14 protein-coding genes and 1 pseudogene are annotated in these 16,785 nt (G+C 39.6%); 3 read left to right on the top strand and 12 right to left on the bottom strand.

What is annotated here, in order from left to right:
• Positions 1-285 precede the first annotated feature (285 nt).
• The 12 genes and pseudogenes from E0H81_RS10605 to E0H81_RS10550 form a co-directional block, all read right to left on the bottom strand.
• The gene (locus tag E0H81_RS10605; RefSeq protein ID WP_131318771.1) at positions 286-981 is read right to left on the bottom strand and encodes a methionine ABC transporter permease; all 696 of its coding nucleotides are present in this window, start codon (positions 979-981) and stop codon (positions 286-288) included.
• Entirely contained in the window at positions 978-2,003 is a 1,026-nt protein-coding gene (locus tag E0H81_RS10600; protein WP_131266519.1) for a methionine ABC transporter ATP-binding protein, read from the bottom strand. The genes E0H81_RS10605 and E0H81_RS10600 overlap by 4 nt, the downstream gene beginning before the upstream one ends.
• A gap of 74 nt (positions 2,004-2,077) precedes the next feature.
• A complete protein-coding gene (locus E0H81_RS10595; RefSeq protein WP_131318769.1) occupies positions 2,078-2,947 on the bottom strand; it encodes a MetQ/NlpA family ABC transporter substrate-binding protein in 870 nt (289 codons plus the stop codon).
• Between the two features lie 769 nt (positions 2,948-3,716).
• Positions 3,717-4,268, bottom strand: coding sequence for a hypothetical protein (locus E0H81_RS10590; protein WP_131318767.1), 552 nt, complete (start codon positions 4,266-4,268; stop codon positions 3,717-3,719).
• 202 nt (positions 4,269-4,470) lie between these two features.
• Positions 4,471-5,754 carry a phosphoribosylamine--glycine ligase gene (purD, locus tag E0H81_RS10585; RefSeq protein ID WP_131318765.1) on the bottom strand — a complete coding sequence of 428 codons (1,284 nt, stop codon included), beginning with the start codon at positions 5,752-5,754 and terminating at the stop codon, positions 4,471-4,473.
• A gap of 131 nt (positions 5,755-5,885) precedes the next feature.
• Positions 5,886-7,460 carry a bifunctional phosphoribosylaminoimidazolecarboxamide formyltransferase/IMP cyclohydrolase gene (gene purH, locus E0H81_RS10580; protein ID WP_131318763.1) on the bottom strand — a complete coding sequence of 525 codons (1,575 nt, stop codon included), beginning with the start codon at positions 7,458-7,460 and terminating at the stop codon, positions 5,886-5,888.
• Positions 7,461-7,554: 94 nt separating this feature from the next.
• The gene (gene fis / locus E0H81_RS10575) at positions 7,555-7,824 is read right to left on the bottom strand and encodes a DNA-binding transcriptional regulator Fis (RefSeq protein ID WP_001086304.1); all 270 of its coding nucleotides are present in this window, start codon (positions 7,822-7,824) and stop codon (positions 7,555-7,557) included.
• Between the two features lie 385 nt (positions 7,825-8,209).
• Positions 8,210-9,085 carry a DUF3426 domain-containing protein gene (locus E0H81_RS10570; protein ID WP_131318761.1) on the bottom strand — a complete coding sequence of 292 codons (876 nt, stop codon included), beginning with the start codon at positions 9,083-9,085 and terminating at the stop codon, positions 8,210-8,212.
• A gap of 15 nt (positions 9,086-9,100) precedes the next feature.
• On the bottom strand, positions 9,101-10,006 hold the full coding sequence (gene prmA, locus E0H81_RS10565; RefSeq protein ID WP_131318759.1) for a 50S ribosomal protein L11 methyltransferase: 906 nt from the start codon (positions 10,004-10,006) through the stop codon (positions 9,101-9,103).
• Between the two features lie 134 nt (positions 10,007-10,140).
• The gene (locus E0H81_RS10560; RefSeq protein ID WP_131318757.1) at positions 10,141-11,016 is read right to left on the bottom strand and encodes a bile acid:sodium symporter family protein; all 876 of its coding nucleotides are present in this window, start codon (positions 11,014-11,016) and stop codon (positions 10,141-10,143) included.
• Between the two features lie 287 nt (positions 11,017-11,303).
• Positions 11,304-12,194, bottom strand: a complete 891-nt coding sequence (locus E0H81_RS10555; RefSeq protein WP_131318755.1) for a bile acid:sodium symporter family protein — start codon at positions 12,192-12,194, stop codon at positions 11,304-11,306.
• Between the two features lie 337 nt (positions 12,195-12,531).
• Positions 12,532-12,876 (bottom strand): annotated as a pseudogene (locus E0H81_RS10550) (hypothetical protein); the annotation flags it as partial.
• A 256-nt stretch (positions 12,877-13,132) separates the two neighbouring features.
• Here E0H81_RS10550 and mnmG point away from each other — a divergent pair.
• The 3 genes from mnmG to E0H81_RS16415 form a co-directional block, all read left to right on the top strand.
• Positions 13,133-15,016, top strand: coding sequence for a tRNA uridine-5-carboxymethylaminomethyl(34) synthesis enzyme MnmG (mnmG, locus tag E0H81_RS10545; protein ID WP_131318750.1), 1,884 nt, complete (start codon positions 13,133-13,135; stop codon positions 15,014-15,016).
• Between the two features lie 314 nt (positions 15,017-15,330).
• Complete coding sequence (gene mhpT / locus E0H81_RS10540) at positions 15,331-16,536, top strand: 3-(3-hydroxy-phenyl)propionate transporter MhpT (protein WP_131318748.1); 1,206 nt, start codon at positions 15,331-15,333, stop codon at positions 16,534-16,536.
• A 156-nt stretch (positions 16,537-16,692) separates the two neighbouring features.
• On the top strand, positions 16,693-16,785 hold a 93-nt coding region (locus E0H81_RS16415), incomplete at its 3' end, for a DUF4372 domain-containing protein (RefSeq protein WP_214613818.1).

Genomic DNA, 16,785 nt, shown 5'->3' with positions numbered 1-16,785 from the left:
AATGAGAAGCGAAGCTTCGCAAGAAAAGCATCTTACAAAGACTTTAAATAATTTATTTAAAGTCCTTTCATCGCAAAGCTCGTTCATTACCACCAAGTAGCAAATCTGTCGCAGAAACAGTAACTTGTTAAATATATTCTTGTCTCAAGCAGTTGCGAATGACGTTTCCTCGTCTCAAATAACATGATGAATTCGAAATAAAAAATGCCAGTCAATTTCTTAACTGACTGGCATTATTCTAACTGAGGGTTTTAAAGCTTTGACCGGATGATTATTTATCTTAAATTATCTTAATTTGGCCAGCCATTCACCTACAGTCTGAACAATTTGCACCAAGAGTAGCAGCACAATCACGGTTAAAATGACCACGCTGGTATCAAAGCGTTGATAGCCATAGGAGATCGCCAAATCACCAATACCACCCGCACCGACAGCACCCGCCATTGCGGTTGCCCCAATTAAACTGATGGTGGCCGTGGTTAAATTAAGAATTAGTGAACTGCGTGATTCCGGCAAAATAAACTTAAAAATAATCTGTAATGGAGTCGCACCCATGGCCTGAGCAGATTCCACGATACCTTCATTCACTTCTAATAATGACGTTTCAATCAGGCGTCCCATATATGGGCCAATATAGATAGTCAGTGGAACAATCGCTGCCCAAGTCCCGATTGACGTACCCACTAAAAATTTGGTTAAAGGAATAACCGCAATCAGCAGAATGATGAAGGGTAGCGAGCGTAGGGCATTCACAATCGGGTTTAAAATATGATAAACCGCACGATTGGGAAGAATACCCTCAGGACGAGTAACTAATAAGATAATCCCCTGAATAAATCCCCAAATTCCGCCGAATAGCATGGCAAAGAACACCATGTGAAAGGTTTCTTGTAAGGCAGTGACAAACTGGTCAATCGACAGCGAACTCTGCCAAAATGGTGCGGTGAGTTCAGTGAGCCATTGTACGATTAAATCTCTCATACCTGATCTCCTGAATGTTCAACTTTTACGCCATTTTGTTCTAAAAATTCAATTGCCTGCTGAATAATTGCCGGATCACCCAGCAACTGGATAAACATCTGTCCAATTACGGTGCCATTAATTTCGGTCATATTGGCAAACAAGATATTTAAACTGATATCAAATTTCTTAATTACTGCCTGTACCACAGTTTCTTGAGCAGACCTGCCTAAAAACTGCAGGCAATAAATACTGTTGTGATTCTGATTTTCGAGGTTCTTTAATATGTTGACCGGCAACTGTTGCTGAAGCACAGTTTGAATAAAGTTTTTCGTGGTCGGATGTTGCGGCTGACTGAAAATCTCAAGGGTAGAACCGGTTTCAATGACTTTGCCTTGTTCCATCACCGCGACATAATCACAAACCGTTTCAATCACATCCATTTCATGGGTCACCATGACAATGGTGATGTTCTGTTCTTTATTGATTTTTTTGAGTAAGGCTAAAACAGATTTGGTGGTTTGCGGATCCAGCGCAGAAGTCGCTTCATCACAGAGTAAAATCTTGGGATGATTGGCAAGCGCGCGGGCAATACCGACACGTTGTTTCTGCCCGCCAGAAAGCTCATCGGGGAAAGCATCTTTTTTATGTTTGAGGTCAATAAACTCAAGTAATTCGTTTAAGCGTTTTTCACGTTCAGCCTTGCTTACACCTAAAAGCTTGAGTGGCATTTCAATATTTGCCGCCACAGTTTTGGTTTGCAACAAGTTGAAGTGCTGAAAGATCATACCGATATTTGCACGTTCTTGACGTAATGAGCGTGCATCCAAAGCAGTAAAATCTTTTTGATTAATAATTACCTGACCTTCATTTGGTCGTTCTAGTAAATTAATCAAACGGATTAAGGTGCTTTTACCTGCGCCACTATAACCAATAATGCCAAAAATACTGCCTTCTGGAATTTCCAAATTAATTTGGTCCAGGGCGCGTATGGTTTGACCTTTGAGCTGATAGTGCTTTGAAATGTTTTTAAATTCAATCATATCGTCAGAAACTAAGCAGAAAATAAAAAAACAGGCAAAATGACTTTGCCTGTTTGGTTTGGATGATTATATTACTATTTTGTTTCAGTTAAATAACTAATTGGTTTATTTACATCAACCTTAGTACCCGCAAATTTTTCTTGCACATATTTGTTCACCGCTTCAGTGTGATACAAGGCACCGACTTTTTGTAGTAAAGGATCATCTTTACGAGATTCAGCAGTTGCTAAAATGTTTACATTTAACTTGGTGCTTTGATCCACAGGCTCATAGTAGATCGAATCTTTCAGTACGTTCAAACCACCTTCAAGCGCCAGTGTATTACCTAAAACAATCGCATCCACTTCGTCTTTAACACGAACAGCGGTCGCCATTTGAATTGGCTTGATCACAATTTTTTTAGCGTTTTCAGTAATGTCGTTTGGTGTACCAGTTGCAGGGTCAAAGTTAGCTTTAAGTTTTAATAAGCCAGCTGATTGAAGAAGTAAAAGGGCACGTGCTTCATTGGCTGCATCGTTTGGAATAGCAATAGTTGCGCCGTTGGCAAATTCTTCAACTTTTTTTACTTTGCTTGAGTAAATACCCATTGGCTCAAGATAAGTCGTCGAAACAGGTGCAATCTTGTCTTTATTAGAAGCATTGAACGCCACTAAATAAGCATAAGACTGGAATGCATTGATATCGACTTCTTTGTTGGCTACAGCAGTATTCATGGCAACATAGTCAGTGAAGTTTTTCACTTCAAGATTGATACCTGCTTCTTTAGTTTCAGGCAAGGTTGCAATATAACGCCAGATGTCTGCATCTGAACCAGTCGATGCCATTACCACAGTTTGTTCTTTTGCTGTATCACTTTTTGCTGCATCAGTTGCAGGTGCTTCAGGTTTAGAGCAGCCAGCTAAGCCAACGGTTAAACCTAAAACAAGTCCAAGGAGCTTTTTCATGTATTCATCCCAAGTAAATTTAATTTTGACTTTAAATTTACGAATCATTTATTAGAGAGATTAAGTCAAATCGAAATCAGTATAGAACGAAGGCATGATTACAGTCATCATATCCATACGTTTGCTTGATAGATCTGCAGCACTATAAAATTTACAAATTATGCTGATGCAATGAGCAATCTGTTGAATAGTGATTTAAAAAGCAGTTATAAAAAGTTTTTAAATCATTGTATTCATTAATGAGATTGGATTTCTACTCAATCAAAATTTATCTCATCATAGCAATAAATCTATATGCAATATAGTGAATAAAAAATTAACAATTATCTTATTAAGTGAATAGTAACAATAAGATATTTGAAATTTTAATAATAAAAACAATATATTGTTTAAAATTATATTAACAATCTATAAAGTGTCTTTTTATATAACTCTTTATAACTTTTTTTAAAGTCTAAAGCTGAAAAATAGATATATGCAGTGAAGTTAAGTAAAGATTAATACATTCTAGCTATATAGGTAGTGAAAGGGTAAGGATATAATTTTAAGAAATCATGTTTAACTAGATTTTAGTAGATAAAAGCGTTTTTTATACAAATAGATTGGCAAAAGATTCCAGAACCGAGCATAAAAAAATCGTCTTGTTTCCAAATCGGTTTTTTAGTGTTTTTTTAGTTTTTCTTTTATTTAAGTATCTGAAATTTAATGCTTAAATTAAAAGAATTTCGTATAAGTACTATTATGTTAAATGGAGCTAAGTATATAAATTTTATCTATATTTACGATTATCAAATATGTTCATAAATATTAATGTAAAGAATACAATGAGGGCATATTGCAAACTAAAAGCAATAGCAGAAATATAAGGATGTGCGAAACTGTTTAAGTAGGTAAGAGTATCGCCTTTGCGCCATTCTTTATATGGTGGGAGAGGCTCATCATTAATAATAAACCAAGTCAGGTTCATCAGGCCTAAAGTAAAACAGAAAAATACAATGCCAAGCCAGCCATTAATAGACTGCTGGTTCTTATTTAATGTTGCATAATGCTGACGTATTTGTCTTACATATGTGGCGGGTAGTGGGTGTCTTAAATAATTAATAACAATAAGCCCAATCACGAAAAAATTACATATTGCAAAATAGTCATTTAGAAACTTATGTTGGCTTGAAATCGAAGAGTCAATTGTGGCCGGGAATAAGCCCTGAAATGAGAAATCAAAACTGACTATGGCTAATGCGATTGCAGTGGGAACAAGATAAAAATAATAAAATGGTGCTGTAACATCTAAATAATATAAAAAAGCTGATTTTTTTTTCATAATTTTTGGTAATTTCGTTTAAGTTTTCCTAAAGTTAACATAATACACTTTATGCAAAATATATTTTTACTTAATTAAAAACAATTGCTTAAAGCAGGTTTTTTTTATGTTTGATAATTTTTTAAGTGAAATATCATTTTTATATTTATTATAAGAAAATATAAAAACCCGCACTAGGCGGGTTCTTTTTACTTAATTAAAATTAAGCATTTTCACGTGCAATGGCACGGTAACCAATATCTTTACGATATTGAACGCCGTCAAAAGTCACTTTTTCACAAAGCTCTAATGCTTTTGCTTGCGCTTCACCAATGGTGTTGCCGAGTGCAGTTACACATAGAACACGACCGCCAGCAGTCACAACTTCGCCATTGGCATTGGTTGCAGTACCTGCATGGAACACTTTCGCATCTGTCATTTCGGTGTCTAAACCAGAAATCACATCATCTTTGCTAGAGGTTTCAGGGTAGCCGCGTGACGCAAGTACGATCCCGACAGTTTTACGCTCATCCCATTCTGCTTCAGCAGGCAAGTTACCGGCAATACCAGCTTCAACCAAATCAACCAAAGATGATTTTAAACGCATCATGATGGGCTGAGTTTCAGGGTCACCAAAACGGCAGTTGAACTCGATCACTTTAGGCTGGCCCTGTTCATCAATCATTAAGCCTGCGTATAAGAAACCTGTATACACGTGACCATCTGCTTTCATACCTTCAACAGTTGGGCGCATCACTTCGTTCATTGCTTTTTGAAAAACATCTGAAGTCACAACAGGAGCAGGAGAGTAAGCACCCATACCGCCAGTGTTTGGACCTTGGTCGCCTTCAAAAATACGTTTGTGATCTTGTGAAGTTGCCATTGGCAAGATGTTGTCGCCATCAATCATACAAATGAAAGATGCTTCTTCACCGGCAAGGAATTCTTCAATGACTACACGAGAACCGGCATCACCAAATTTATTGCCTGCAAGCATGTCATCAATCGCATCAAATGCTTCTTGATTGGTCATGGCAACAATAACGCCTTTACCCGCAGCAAGGCCATCAGCCTTGATCACGATTGGCGCGCCATTTTTTTCAACAAATGCTTTGGCTGCATCTACTTCTGTAAACACATCATAGAATGCAGTTGGAATGTTATGGCGTTTCAAGAAATGTTTTGCGAAAGCTTTAGAACCTTCAAGCTGTGCTGCAAATTGAGTTGGGCCCCAAACTTTGACATCAGCCGCACGGCAAGCATCCACAACACCATTTACAAGCGGTGCTTCTGGACCAACAAGGACTAAATCAACTGCATTTTCTTGAGCAAAAGCAATAATCGCAGCATTATCTAAAATGTTAAGTGCAACATTTTCGCATTTGTTTTCTGTTGCTGTGCCGGCATTGCCCGGAGCAACAAAGACTTTCGCTACTTTATCGTCTTGCGCGATTTTCCATGCAAGTGCGTGTTCACGACCACCATTACCCAAAACTAAAATATTCATCGGTTCATACTCCATGAATCGAAATAACACAAAGTCCTCAACCCAAAGGGGAAGAGGACTCTATGAAAGATTTAAGAATCTATTTTATATAGCACGTATGACTGTAAATAAGTCATCATCAATTCGCCAACTTAGTGACGGAAATGACGCATGCCAGTGAAGACCATCGCGATACCAGCTTCATCCGCCGCTGCAATCGTTTCTTCATCACGCATAGAACCACCCGGTTGGATAATGCATTTGATGCCAGCTTTTGCAGCGTTATCAATACCATCACGGAATGGGAAGAATGCATCAGACGCCATAACTGCACCTTCAACCACTAGACCCGCATGTTCAGCTTTAATCGCTGCAATACGAGCAGAGTTAACACGGCTCATTTGGCCTGCGCCTACACCAATGGTTTGACGACCTTTGGCATAAACAATCGCATTTGATTTCACATATTTCGCAACTTTCCAGGCAAAAATCATGTCGTCGATTTCAGCTTCAGTCGGTGCAACTTTGGTCACAACTTTAAGATCGTCTTTAGTGATCATGCCCAAGTCTTGGTCTTGAACCAATAAACCGCCATTTACACGTTTGTAATCAAGTTGCGAATGACGTGCATCAATTGCTGGAAGTTCGCCACATACAAGTACGCGTACGTTTTTCTTCGCGCCAGTTACTTCAAGTACGCCATCAGCAATGCTTGGTGCAATAATCACTTCAACGAATTGACGGTCCACAATGGCTTGTGCAGTTGCAACGTCTAACTCGCGGTTAAATGCAATAATGCCACCAAATGCAGATTCAGGATCTGTTGCATAAGCAAGATCGTACGCAGCTTTAATGCCGTCTAAAGAAACTGCAACGCCACAAGGGTTTGCATGTTTAACAATCACACAAGCAGGTTTCGCAAAAGATTTCACACATTCAAGTGCTGCATCTGTATCTGCGATGTTGTTATAAGAAAGTTCTTTACCTTGAAGCTGTTTCGCAGTTGAAACAGAAGCTTCAGTCGCAGTACTTTCTACATAGAACGCAGCAGATTGATGCGGGTTTTCACCGTAACGCAAGTCTTGTGCTTTGTTTAATTGCGTGTTGAAAGTGCGGGCAAATTTGTCTGCTTGACCCTCGATCTTGCCTACGCGAGCGCCAAGGTAAGAAGCGATCATGCCATCATATTGTGCAGTATGTTCAAACGCTTTCACTGCCAAGTCAAAACGAGTTTCAAGAGATAACGCACCGTTTGCTTTCATTTCAGCAATTACAGTGTCGTAGTCAGAAGCATTAACCACAATACCCACAGACGCATGGTTTTTTGCAGCGGCACGAACCATTGTTGGGCCACCGATGTCGATGTTTTCAATGGCATCAGCCAATGAACAGTTCGGTTTAGCAACAGTTGCAGCAAACGGATAAAGGTTCACAACCACTAGATCGATGGCATCGATGTTGTGTTCTTGCATAACAGCTTCGTCTAGACCACGGCGAGCTAAGATACCCCCATGAATTTTTGGATGTAGTGTTTTAACACGACCATCCATCATTTCTGGGAACCCAGTGTGCTCTGAAACTTCCACTACTGCGATATTGTTGTCTTTAAGCAACTTATATGTACCGCCAGTAGATAAAATTTCTACCCCAAGAGCCACGAGGTTTTTAGCAAATTCAACGATCCCTGATTTATCAGATACAGAGATTAAAGCGCGTTTAATAGTCATGATTTTCGTCAACAATATTAAAGGTCTAGATTAAAACAGCAGGCAAAATATAAGATAAAAAAAATGCCCACGGTAACCGTGAGCATTTTATCATTTATTCACTCATTAAACCGTGAGCTTTCAACTTTTTACGTAAAGTACCACGGTTGAGTCCGAGAATCTCGGCAGCGCGTGTCTGATTCCCACGCGTATATTCTAGAACTACAGATAGAAGAGGTTTCTCCATTTCTGCCAGCACCATGTCATATACCTGAGAAGGTTGCTCGCCTTGCAATTGTGCAAAATAATGGCGAACTGCGCGATCTACGTGAATACGAAGAGCGACATCAGATTGTGCAGTAAAAATAGGAGATTTGCTATTCATGCGAATTAATCCGAAAAATCAAATATCACTTGGGTAAAGGGATATATAAAAGTGGTCTAAAATTTAAATTCCGTTTTAGGTCCTAAAACGGAAGTTCTAAAACTTGTACATTTAGCTTGCCACAACTCGACGTTTTTGATCGAAAATTAAGCGTAACAATAGATTAATATTTGTTACAGACCAAAATCAAAACAAAAAAATCTACTCAATACGCATTATCAGGATAAAGCGCATATAAGCTAAACTATAATTGTTGTGAAAATAGTGAGGAGTTTGCAGCACAAAGCTTTCGTGGCGCGTATGATAGCATTGTCTAAGAAAAAGTGAGCAAGAAAACTGCACTTTTTTTACTTTTTTTTGTGTTTTTTAATAGTTTTTTTCAATATCAGGGGCGAATTATTTCCAAACTGTAGGTATCAAAGCTTTTACGTTCTACAGGAAGGCTAAACTTGAATTTAAAAGGACTGTTTTGTGGAATTCGTTGTATTCCTGTAAGACTGTCAATCAGATATTCAGAAGACCGGAAAGAATAAGTAGAAATAATTTCTCCATTATCTTTTAGATTTACCTTGATGATCGGCAGGGCTAAACTTTTAGAATGATAGTTAATCAGCTCACCGGTAAATTGAGTTTTTTGCTTAGAAATTTGCTTTACTTTCACTTTATTAGTGGAGATAAGATGGTAATTTTGCTCCATAACAGAACAATTAAATGCCTGACATGCGCTATTAAATAAAGCACTAAAGACCGGGCTATTGTTTAAAATTTTCGGGTTAAACCAAAAAAACTGAAAAATAAGCAAACTCACCAGACATAAATTCACAGCGCCCCATAACACATAACTCAAGGCACTTCTTTCTTTCTTCTCTTGTTCTGATTTCTCAGACCAGTTCAGAGCCGGGTACGTACCAATCGGGTCTGTACTAAAATAATTCAAATTATTGAGATAGGTTTTTAAATCAATATTGGAGTTTTCTACTTTACGATCAAAAATATTTAATAAATGTTGTTCTGGCTGCTGATCTGCCATAAAGGTTTCAGCGGTCATCTCGCTGGATTGAGAATTTTTATTGTCAAGATTTGAAGGGGGAGTCGAAGGAGTAGAAGAAGATTGCTCTTTTTCTACTACAAGATGGGTTAACGCATTAAAATTGGTCGAACATTTCGCGCAACAAACCATGCCTCGAGCAACTGTCAGTTGAGCCACGGAGACTTTATACTTGGTAAAACAGTTAGGACAGTAGGTTTGTTTTTCGCTCATAGTCTATTCAAAATTTTAATGGATATTTTGGCGTTTTCCTGAAATTCGGCACCAATGTTCTTCGCGTTTTTCGACTTGGAGTATATCAAAAAACTCAGAATAAACACTAGAAACATCAGCTACTTGCTCTTCTAATATACCTGCAAGTGCGAACTCGCCCTCAGATTTGACCAAAGTTGCGAATTCAGGCGCAAGTGCCATCAGTGGGCCGGCAAGAATGTTTGCGACAAAGACATCGGCCTTTTGCGCTTTAAACTCTTCATTGAATTCATCAGGCAAACCCACAAATAAGTTTCCGAGTACGCCATTCAATTCAGCATTTTGCTGAGTCGCGAGAACTGCTTGAGGGTCAATATCGGTGGCATAGACTTTTTTGGCGCCTAATAACAGTGCAGCAACGCCTAAAATGCCTGAACCGCAACCATAGTCGATCACAATTTTATCTTTAACATCGGTTTGACCGAGCCATTGCAGGCAAAGGAAAGTTGATGCATGGTTACCTGTACCGAAGGCCAGGCCTGGATCAAGCTTAATGTTTACAGCATCTGCATCTGGTGCTTCCATCCATTCCGGAACAATCCAGAATTTTTCACCAATTTGAATCGGTTCATACGCATCCATCCAGGTGCGTTCCCATTCCTGGTCTTCAAGAAATTCATGGCGTAATGGCGCTTCAGGCATTTGTGCTGTAATAAATGTTGTTAAAGCATCAACATCAATTTCTTCGCCTTCTTCTTGTGCGTAGATGCCGGTCACAATGACTTTATTCCAAAGTGGAGTTTCACCTGGAAGTGGTTCAAGTAAGTCCTGATTTTCAGCATCATCTAAAGTTACGCTAACGGCGCCTAATGAACTGAGGAGGGTTTCAGTAAAATCGACTTGAGCTTGATCAACGGTAATATGAATTTGTAACCACTTCACGGAGATAACCTAAATTTGTGTTTTTAAAAATGCCATTGTAACGGAACTCAGGCTTAAACAACTATATATTGATAAAAACTATCCTGAAAATAAAAGGACGTATACCAACTATCCTTTTATTTAGGCCCTATGAATTAACTCACTACTGCATGTGGTTGTGGTGCAAATTTATTAAGTAGCATGCCGAATACAGCGGCAAAAACATACATGAAAATAGAATACACCGCAGCGGGTATGGCAATGGTGGAGCTTGCCATGATCGTAAGCGCAATCGTCATGGCAAGGGTGCTGTTATGAATGCCAATTTCAAAAGCGCAAGCCCGTGCTTGAGCACTATTAATGCCCAGCAAGCGCGGTACAAAATAACCAATCATTAGACTACACAGGCAGAATGAAACAGTTGCCAAGCCCACTTGCGCTAAATATTCCAAAATTTGATGACGTTCTTTTACAACTGCACCAATAATAATCAGCACCAGAAAGCTCACCGCAAAAATACGTAGCGGCTTGTTTAGTTTGGCAGTGAAGTGTGGCGCATAGCGTCGAATCAGCATACCAATACCTACAGGAATAATGATAATAGCAAAGACTTGCAATATTTTGCCGAACTGCAAGCTAATTTGTTGCCCATCATTCATAAAGTACTGAATGGAAAAGTTGACTATAAAAGGCAAGGTAAACGCCGCCATGACTGAATTGATCGCGGTCAAAGTGATGTTTAGCGCAATGTCCCCTTTAAAAAGATAGCTAAATAAGTTGGCTGTGCTTCCTCCGGGTGAGGCTGCTAGTAGCATTAAGCCCACAGCAAGCAGAGGCGGAAGCGCCAAGACTTTGCAAATGATAAAGGCAATGCTGACTAAAACCACCAACTGACAAAACAGGGCAATGAAAACCACCTTGGGTTGCTGTGCTACGCGGGTAAAGTCTTTGAGAGTAAGCTCCAGCCCTAAACCGATCATAATGATGGCAAGTGCTAAAGGTAATAAAATGGTGATGATTTCTGAATCCATTCGAAATCTCCTTTTTTGGGTTAGGTTTTGTTTTGATTTGGGCGAAGTTGTCTTGTACTAATTTTTTGTAAATTGAATATATAGCCGATAAATCAGAGATAGGGAATAGCGAGAACTGACCGTTGATCAGTACAACTTTAATTAGCTGAATTGCTTTAATCTTGCTGAGTGGAATTAAGGCATAAAGCGGCATAATTACTATTTGTACTTATATTTTACTTAGACCTGATTCATCTTACAGATCTATCATTTAAGATTGCCTATTGTATCTATGAATCAGAGGTTTATTAATCACTGAATGCTTTTGAATTTGCATCTTTAATTGGAAGGGGCTGTCTTGTTAAAATAAAGCCAAATATAAAAGCAAAAACATACATGAAAATAGAATAAATGCCTGCAGGTAGCGCAATCGTGGTACTGGATAACACGGACAGTGCAATCGTCATTGCAACTGAGGTGTTGTGGATGCCTATTTCAAAAGTACATGCACGTGCCTGTTTGTCAGAAACCCCAGCCAGATGCGGAATCAGGTAACCAACCGATAAACTGATAAAACAAAAAAGTGCAGTTGCAGGCCCAATATCAGCAAAATATTCAACAATGTTAAAACATTCTCTATATAAGGCATAAAAGAAAATCAGGAATAAAAACAGTACGGAGAATAATCGCATGGGTCTATTTAGTCTCAATGCGATGTTAGGTGCGATTGAACGAATAAACACGCCCAAACAAACTGGTATGAAAACAATTAAAAATACTTGGGTGATTTTTTCAGTCGGCATACCAATTTTTGGATGATCGCCTAGAAAATAATGAATCGACAGATTAACGATAAAAGGTAAGGTGAAAGTACAAATCAGAGAGTTTATCGCGGTGAGCGTGAGATTGAGTGCCACATCACCTTTGAAGATATAGCTGATTAAATTTGCAGTTGGCCCACCGGGTGAAGCAGCAAGCAGCATCAGGCCTACAGCTAACAGTGGAGGGAGTTTTAATAAGGTACAGATTAAAAATGCGATAAAAACCAGAACGATCAATTGGGTAAACAAGGCTAAAAAAATAACTTTAGGGTGGCGTTGTACTCGCAGAAAATCTTTAATGGTAAGTTCTAGCCCTAAGCCTGTCATCATGATGGCAAGCGCGATGGGTAAAAAAAAAGTAAATAGCCCCGAATCCATGGAATATCCTTTTTATATTTTTTATCCTTAATATGTTTTGAGTTTAAACCAGTTGTTTAAATAAGCAATATAAAAACGGGTAAAAGTAATCCTTTTACCCGTTGAAAATTTGAATAAAATTAGTGTTTTATATGCATTGTTGAGATCAAGTTCCAGTTTAAGGTTGCATTTGTGGTTGAGTTTGCATTTCAGCTGGGGACTGCATTGGTGGCTGAGATTGCATTGATGGAGACTGCATCGATGGCTGTGATTGCATAGACGGAGACTGCATCGCTGGCTGGGATTGCATTGACGGAGACTGCATCGATGGCTGAGATTGCATTGAAGATTGAGAGCTAGGTCGAGGTGGCATAAAACCTAAAGCACATTTACCTTTAACTTCAGTACCATTGATGGATGCTGTAGTTGCACTGGTATCTCCACTGCAAGCTGTGCTTAACTCTGCTTCATCTCCAGTGATGGACGCATTTTTGGAGGAAGGGAAGAATTGAGGTTCACACGTACCATTCCAGATAATACCTCGGTAAGCAAAGCTGACTTGAGCGCCTTGAGTTTTGCCTTTACAGACCTTTTGGTATCTTTGAGCATCATATACTTTTTCGACTTTATCATTTGCTGAGGCTGCAAATGGTGCTAGACATACACCACATAGAATGGATGAGAGCAGGAAATTCTTATTCATCTTTTATACCTTTGTTCGTAATGTATCCAGCTTATAGCTTAAAAAATAGCCGCAATAAAACAATACCAATCAGGTAAACTTTTCAAACTAAATGTTTTATTTCTATAGTAACTCTGCAAAGCGTGATTACATTTCAATGTTTTTGTGAGTGAGTAAACAATCCTGGACTGATTCTCAAAAACAGCTGATTTTATCCACTTATCTTTCTCAGTTTTGATATAATACTGCGTCATTCTTTTTTATCTCTCAAACCATTATGCATTATCCTAAAGTTTACGATGTCATTGTTATCGGTGGCGGTCACGCAGGTACCGAAGCAGCACTTGCTGCAGCGCGTATGGGTCGCCAGACTTTGCTCTTAACTCATAACATTGAGACTTTAGGGCAGATGAGCTGTAATCCTGCCATCGGTGGTATTGGTAAATCACATTTAGTTCGTGAAATTGATGCTTTAGGCGGTGCAATGGCACTTGCTGCCGATAAAGGTGGTATTCAATTCCGTATTTTAAATTCACGTAAAGGTGCAGCAGTACGTGCAACACGTGCGCAGGCTGACCGTATTCGCTATAAAGCTGCGATTCGTGAAACATTAGAAAACCAAGCAAACTTGGATATTTTCCAGCAAGCCGCTGATGACCTGATTGTTGAAGGCGATACTGTTAAAGGTGTAGTGACTCAAATGGGGATTCGCTTCGATGCGAAAACTGTTGTATTGACCACAGGTACATTCCTGGGTGGTGTCATCCATGTCGGACTTGAGAAATCTAGCGGTGGTCGTGCGGGTGATCCGCCATCAATTTCATTGGCTGCACGTTTACGTGAATTGAATTTACCAGTCGGTCGCTTAAAAACAGGTACACCGCCACGTATTGATGCACGTTCAGTGGATTTCTCGGTAATGACGCCACAGCCAGGTGATTTCCCGTCTCCGACCATGTCATTCATGGGCGATGCATCTATGCACCCGGAACAGGTGAACTGTTATATCACGCATACCAATGAACGTACCCATGAAATCATTCGTGGCGGACTCGATCGTTCACCGATGTATACAGGTAAAATTGAAGGTGTGGGGCCGCGTTACTGCCCATCGATTGAAGATAAAATTCATAAATTTGCCGATAAAAATTCTCACCAGGTATTCCTGGAGCCAGAAGGTCTGGATACGCATGAGCTTTATCCAAATGGTATTTCAACTTCTTTACCATTTGACGTGCAGTTTGAATTGGTACGTTCAATCCGGGGTATGGAAAACGCACACATCTTGCGTCCGGGTTATGCCATTGAATATGATTATTTCAATCCACAAGCGTTGAAATTCTCGCTTGAAACCAAAGCGATCAATAATCTGTACTTTGCCGGCCAAATTAACGGCACGACTGGTTATGAAGAAGCGGGTGCGCAAGGTTTGCTTGCAGGCTTAAATGCTGCACGCCGTGCCTGGGATCAAGAACAATGGACACCAAAACGTGATGAAGCGTATATGGGCGTGTTGGTTGATGATTTGATTACACTGGGTACAAAAGAACCGTATCGTATGTTTACTTCACGTGCCGAATATCGTTTGATGCTGCGTGAAGACAATGCCGATCAACGTTTAACTGCAATCGGCCGTGAAATGGGCTTGGTTGATGATACGCGTTGGGCAGCTTACTGCGAGAAAATGGAAGCGGTTGAGAAAGAAACAGGTCGTCTACAGCATTTATGGGCTGCACCAAACAATCCAATGGGTAAAAAATTCGTTGAGTTGACAGGTGCAGATTTAAGTAAAGAATGTAGCGCGATTGATTTACTGAAACGTCCAAATATCAGTTTTGCTCAAATTGCGGAATTAACCAATTCTGAAGTAACGCCATTTGTGGGCGAGCAAATTGAAATTGCGGTGAAATATGCGGGTTATATTAGCCGTCAGCACGAAGATGTTGCACAAATGAAGCGTCTGGAAGAAACACGTATTCCAAGCGACTTCGACTATGACATCGTTTCTGGTTTGTCTCGTGAAATCACATTGAAACTAAAAGACATCCGTCCTGAAACTTTGGCGCAAGCCAGCCGTATTCCGGGTGTGACACCTGCGGCAGTTCAATTGGTGATGATTACGATTCGTAAGAATGCAGCACAAGCTAAAAAATCAGCGTAAGGTTTTAAAGTGAAAAAAACCCGCATCATGCGGGTTTTTTTATTGCCTAATTTTTATGAATCAATTTTGAGTATGGCTTCATCATAAATAACTACCGTAAATATAAGTCTTTGAAAATAATGATTATTAATTAAAATTAAGATTTGAAAAGTCTATTTGTTTAATCTTTTAAGTCTAATTTAATGGACTTTTATTCTTTTTGAGCCATCAAATCCGACTATTGTCGTGGTATTTCTATCGAACGATTGCACAGAGAATAGTGAGATGAATCGTCATTGTAAAAACGATTTGTATACTATTGATGGAGATCAATCATGGCACAAACACACACAGGGAAACTACAAAAAATCTTAACGATATTTTTGTGTTTTTGGGTCGCATTTTTTGAAGGCTTCGATCTTCAAGCACCGGGTATAGCAGCGAAAGGAATTGCCGCGACATTCGGTTTAGATCAGGTTCAGATGGGGTATGTCTTCAGTTTAGGCGTATTTGGAATGCTGTTTGGAGCATTCTTTGGTGGGCGTATTGCTGACTATTTGGGACAAAAGAAAGTCCTGATGTTATCTATTGGTATTTTTGGTGTTTTCATGTCGCTGACCGCAATTGCGCCAAGCGTCGAAGTTTTATATGCCGCACGTTTCTTTACCGGACTGGGCCTAGGTGCAGCCATGCCGACCATGATTTCAGTGGTAGGTGATGAAGCGACGGAAGCCAATCGCGGCAAGTTAAATAGCCTAATGTATTGCGGTTTGCCCGTTGGCGCAATTTTTGTTGCCGGTCTTGCGATTTTATTACCTGAAATCCAATGGCAAACCTTGTTCCTGATAGGAGGTTTAACGCCGTTAGCGCTTATTCCGTTTATGGCGTTTATTCTTAAAGATAAGCCTAAACCTGTCGCTGTCGCGCAAGTGTCGACAGAAGTTGTACCAGGCATGGCACAAGTATTGTTTAAAAACCAGCAATATAAAAATACCTTGCCACTTTGGGTGGGTTTCTTCTTTACCTTAATGATCAATTATATTTTGATTAGCTGGTTGCCAAACTTGTTGATGGAACAAGGTCTGCAAAAACAACAAGCATTCATGGTGATGCTGGTATTCCAAGTGGGCGCGGTGACTGGGACTTTAGCTTTGGGTTACTTGCTTGATCGCTTAAAACTCTGGCAGATGGCTGTGATTATCTATAGTGGTTTATTTGTTGCCTTGAGTCTGTTGTTCACCACAACTTCTATTCCAATGTTGGTTTTAGCCGGTGTGATGGGCGGGATATTCTCCACAGGTGGTCAATCGATTCTTTACGGTATTTCGCCAATCTTCTATTCGGGTACGGGTAAGGTGACTGGTGTGGGTAGTGCAATTTCTTTGGGTCGTTTGGGTGCCATGACTGGACCATTACTTACAGGGAAAATCTTGGCATTAGGGTTGGGAACCACCGGTATTTTAATGGCGAGTTTGCCTGCTGTCGTCATTTCGGCAGTGGCTGTGACTGCACTATCGCGGTATAAATCTGCGCATAAGTAAAATCCTGATCTGAAAAAATATAATCTTTAAAAATATATTTAAAAAAGGGAATCTGTAGGTCACTGCTGTCCCATAGTTTGATTTAAATAAAAAACCTGAGTCCAAATCGTTAAAATATGAGTGCAAACAAACACTTTAACGACCAGGATTCAGGTTTTGTCACATCAGAATACCGTATTTCATCAGCTTATTAAACCCGTCGTGCGACAGGATTTTGAGCAACTTGCTAAAGTACACCATGTTGGACAG

It is taken from the genome of Acinetobacter terrestris, from assembly GCF_004331155.1.
Taxonomy (GTDB): domain Bacteria; phylum Pseudomonadota; class Gammaproteobacteria; order Pseudomonadales; family Moraxellaceae; genus Acinetobacter; species Acinetobacter terrestris.
Note: the sequence above shows the minus strand (reverse complement) of the source record. Positions and strands in the feature narration are given on the sequence as shown.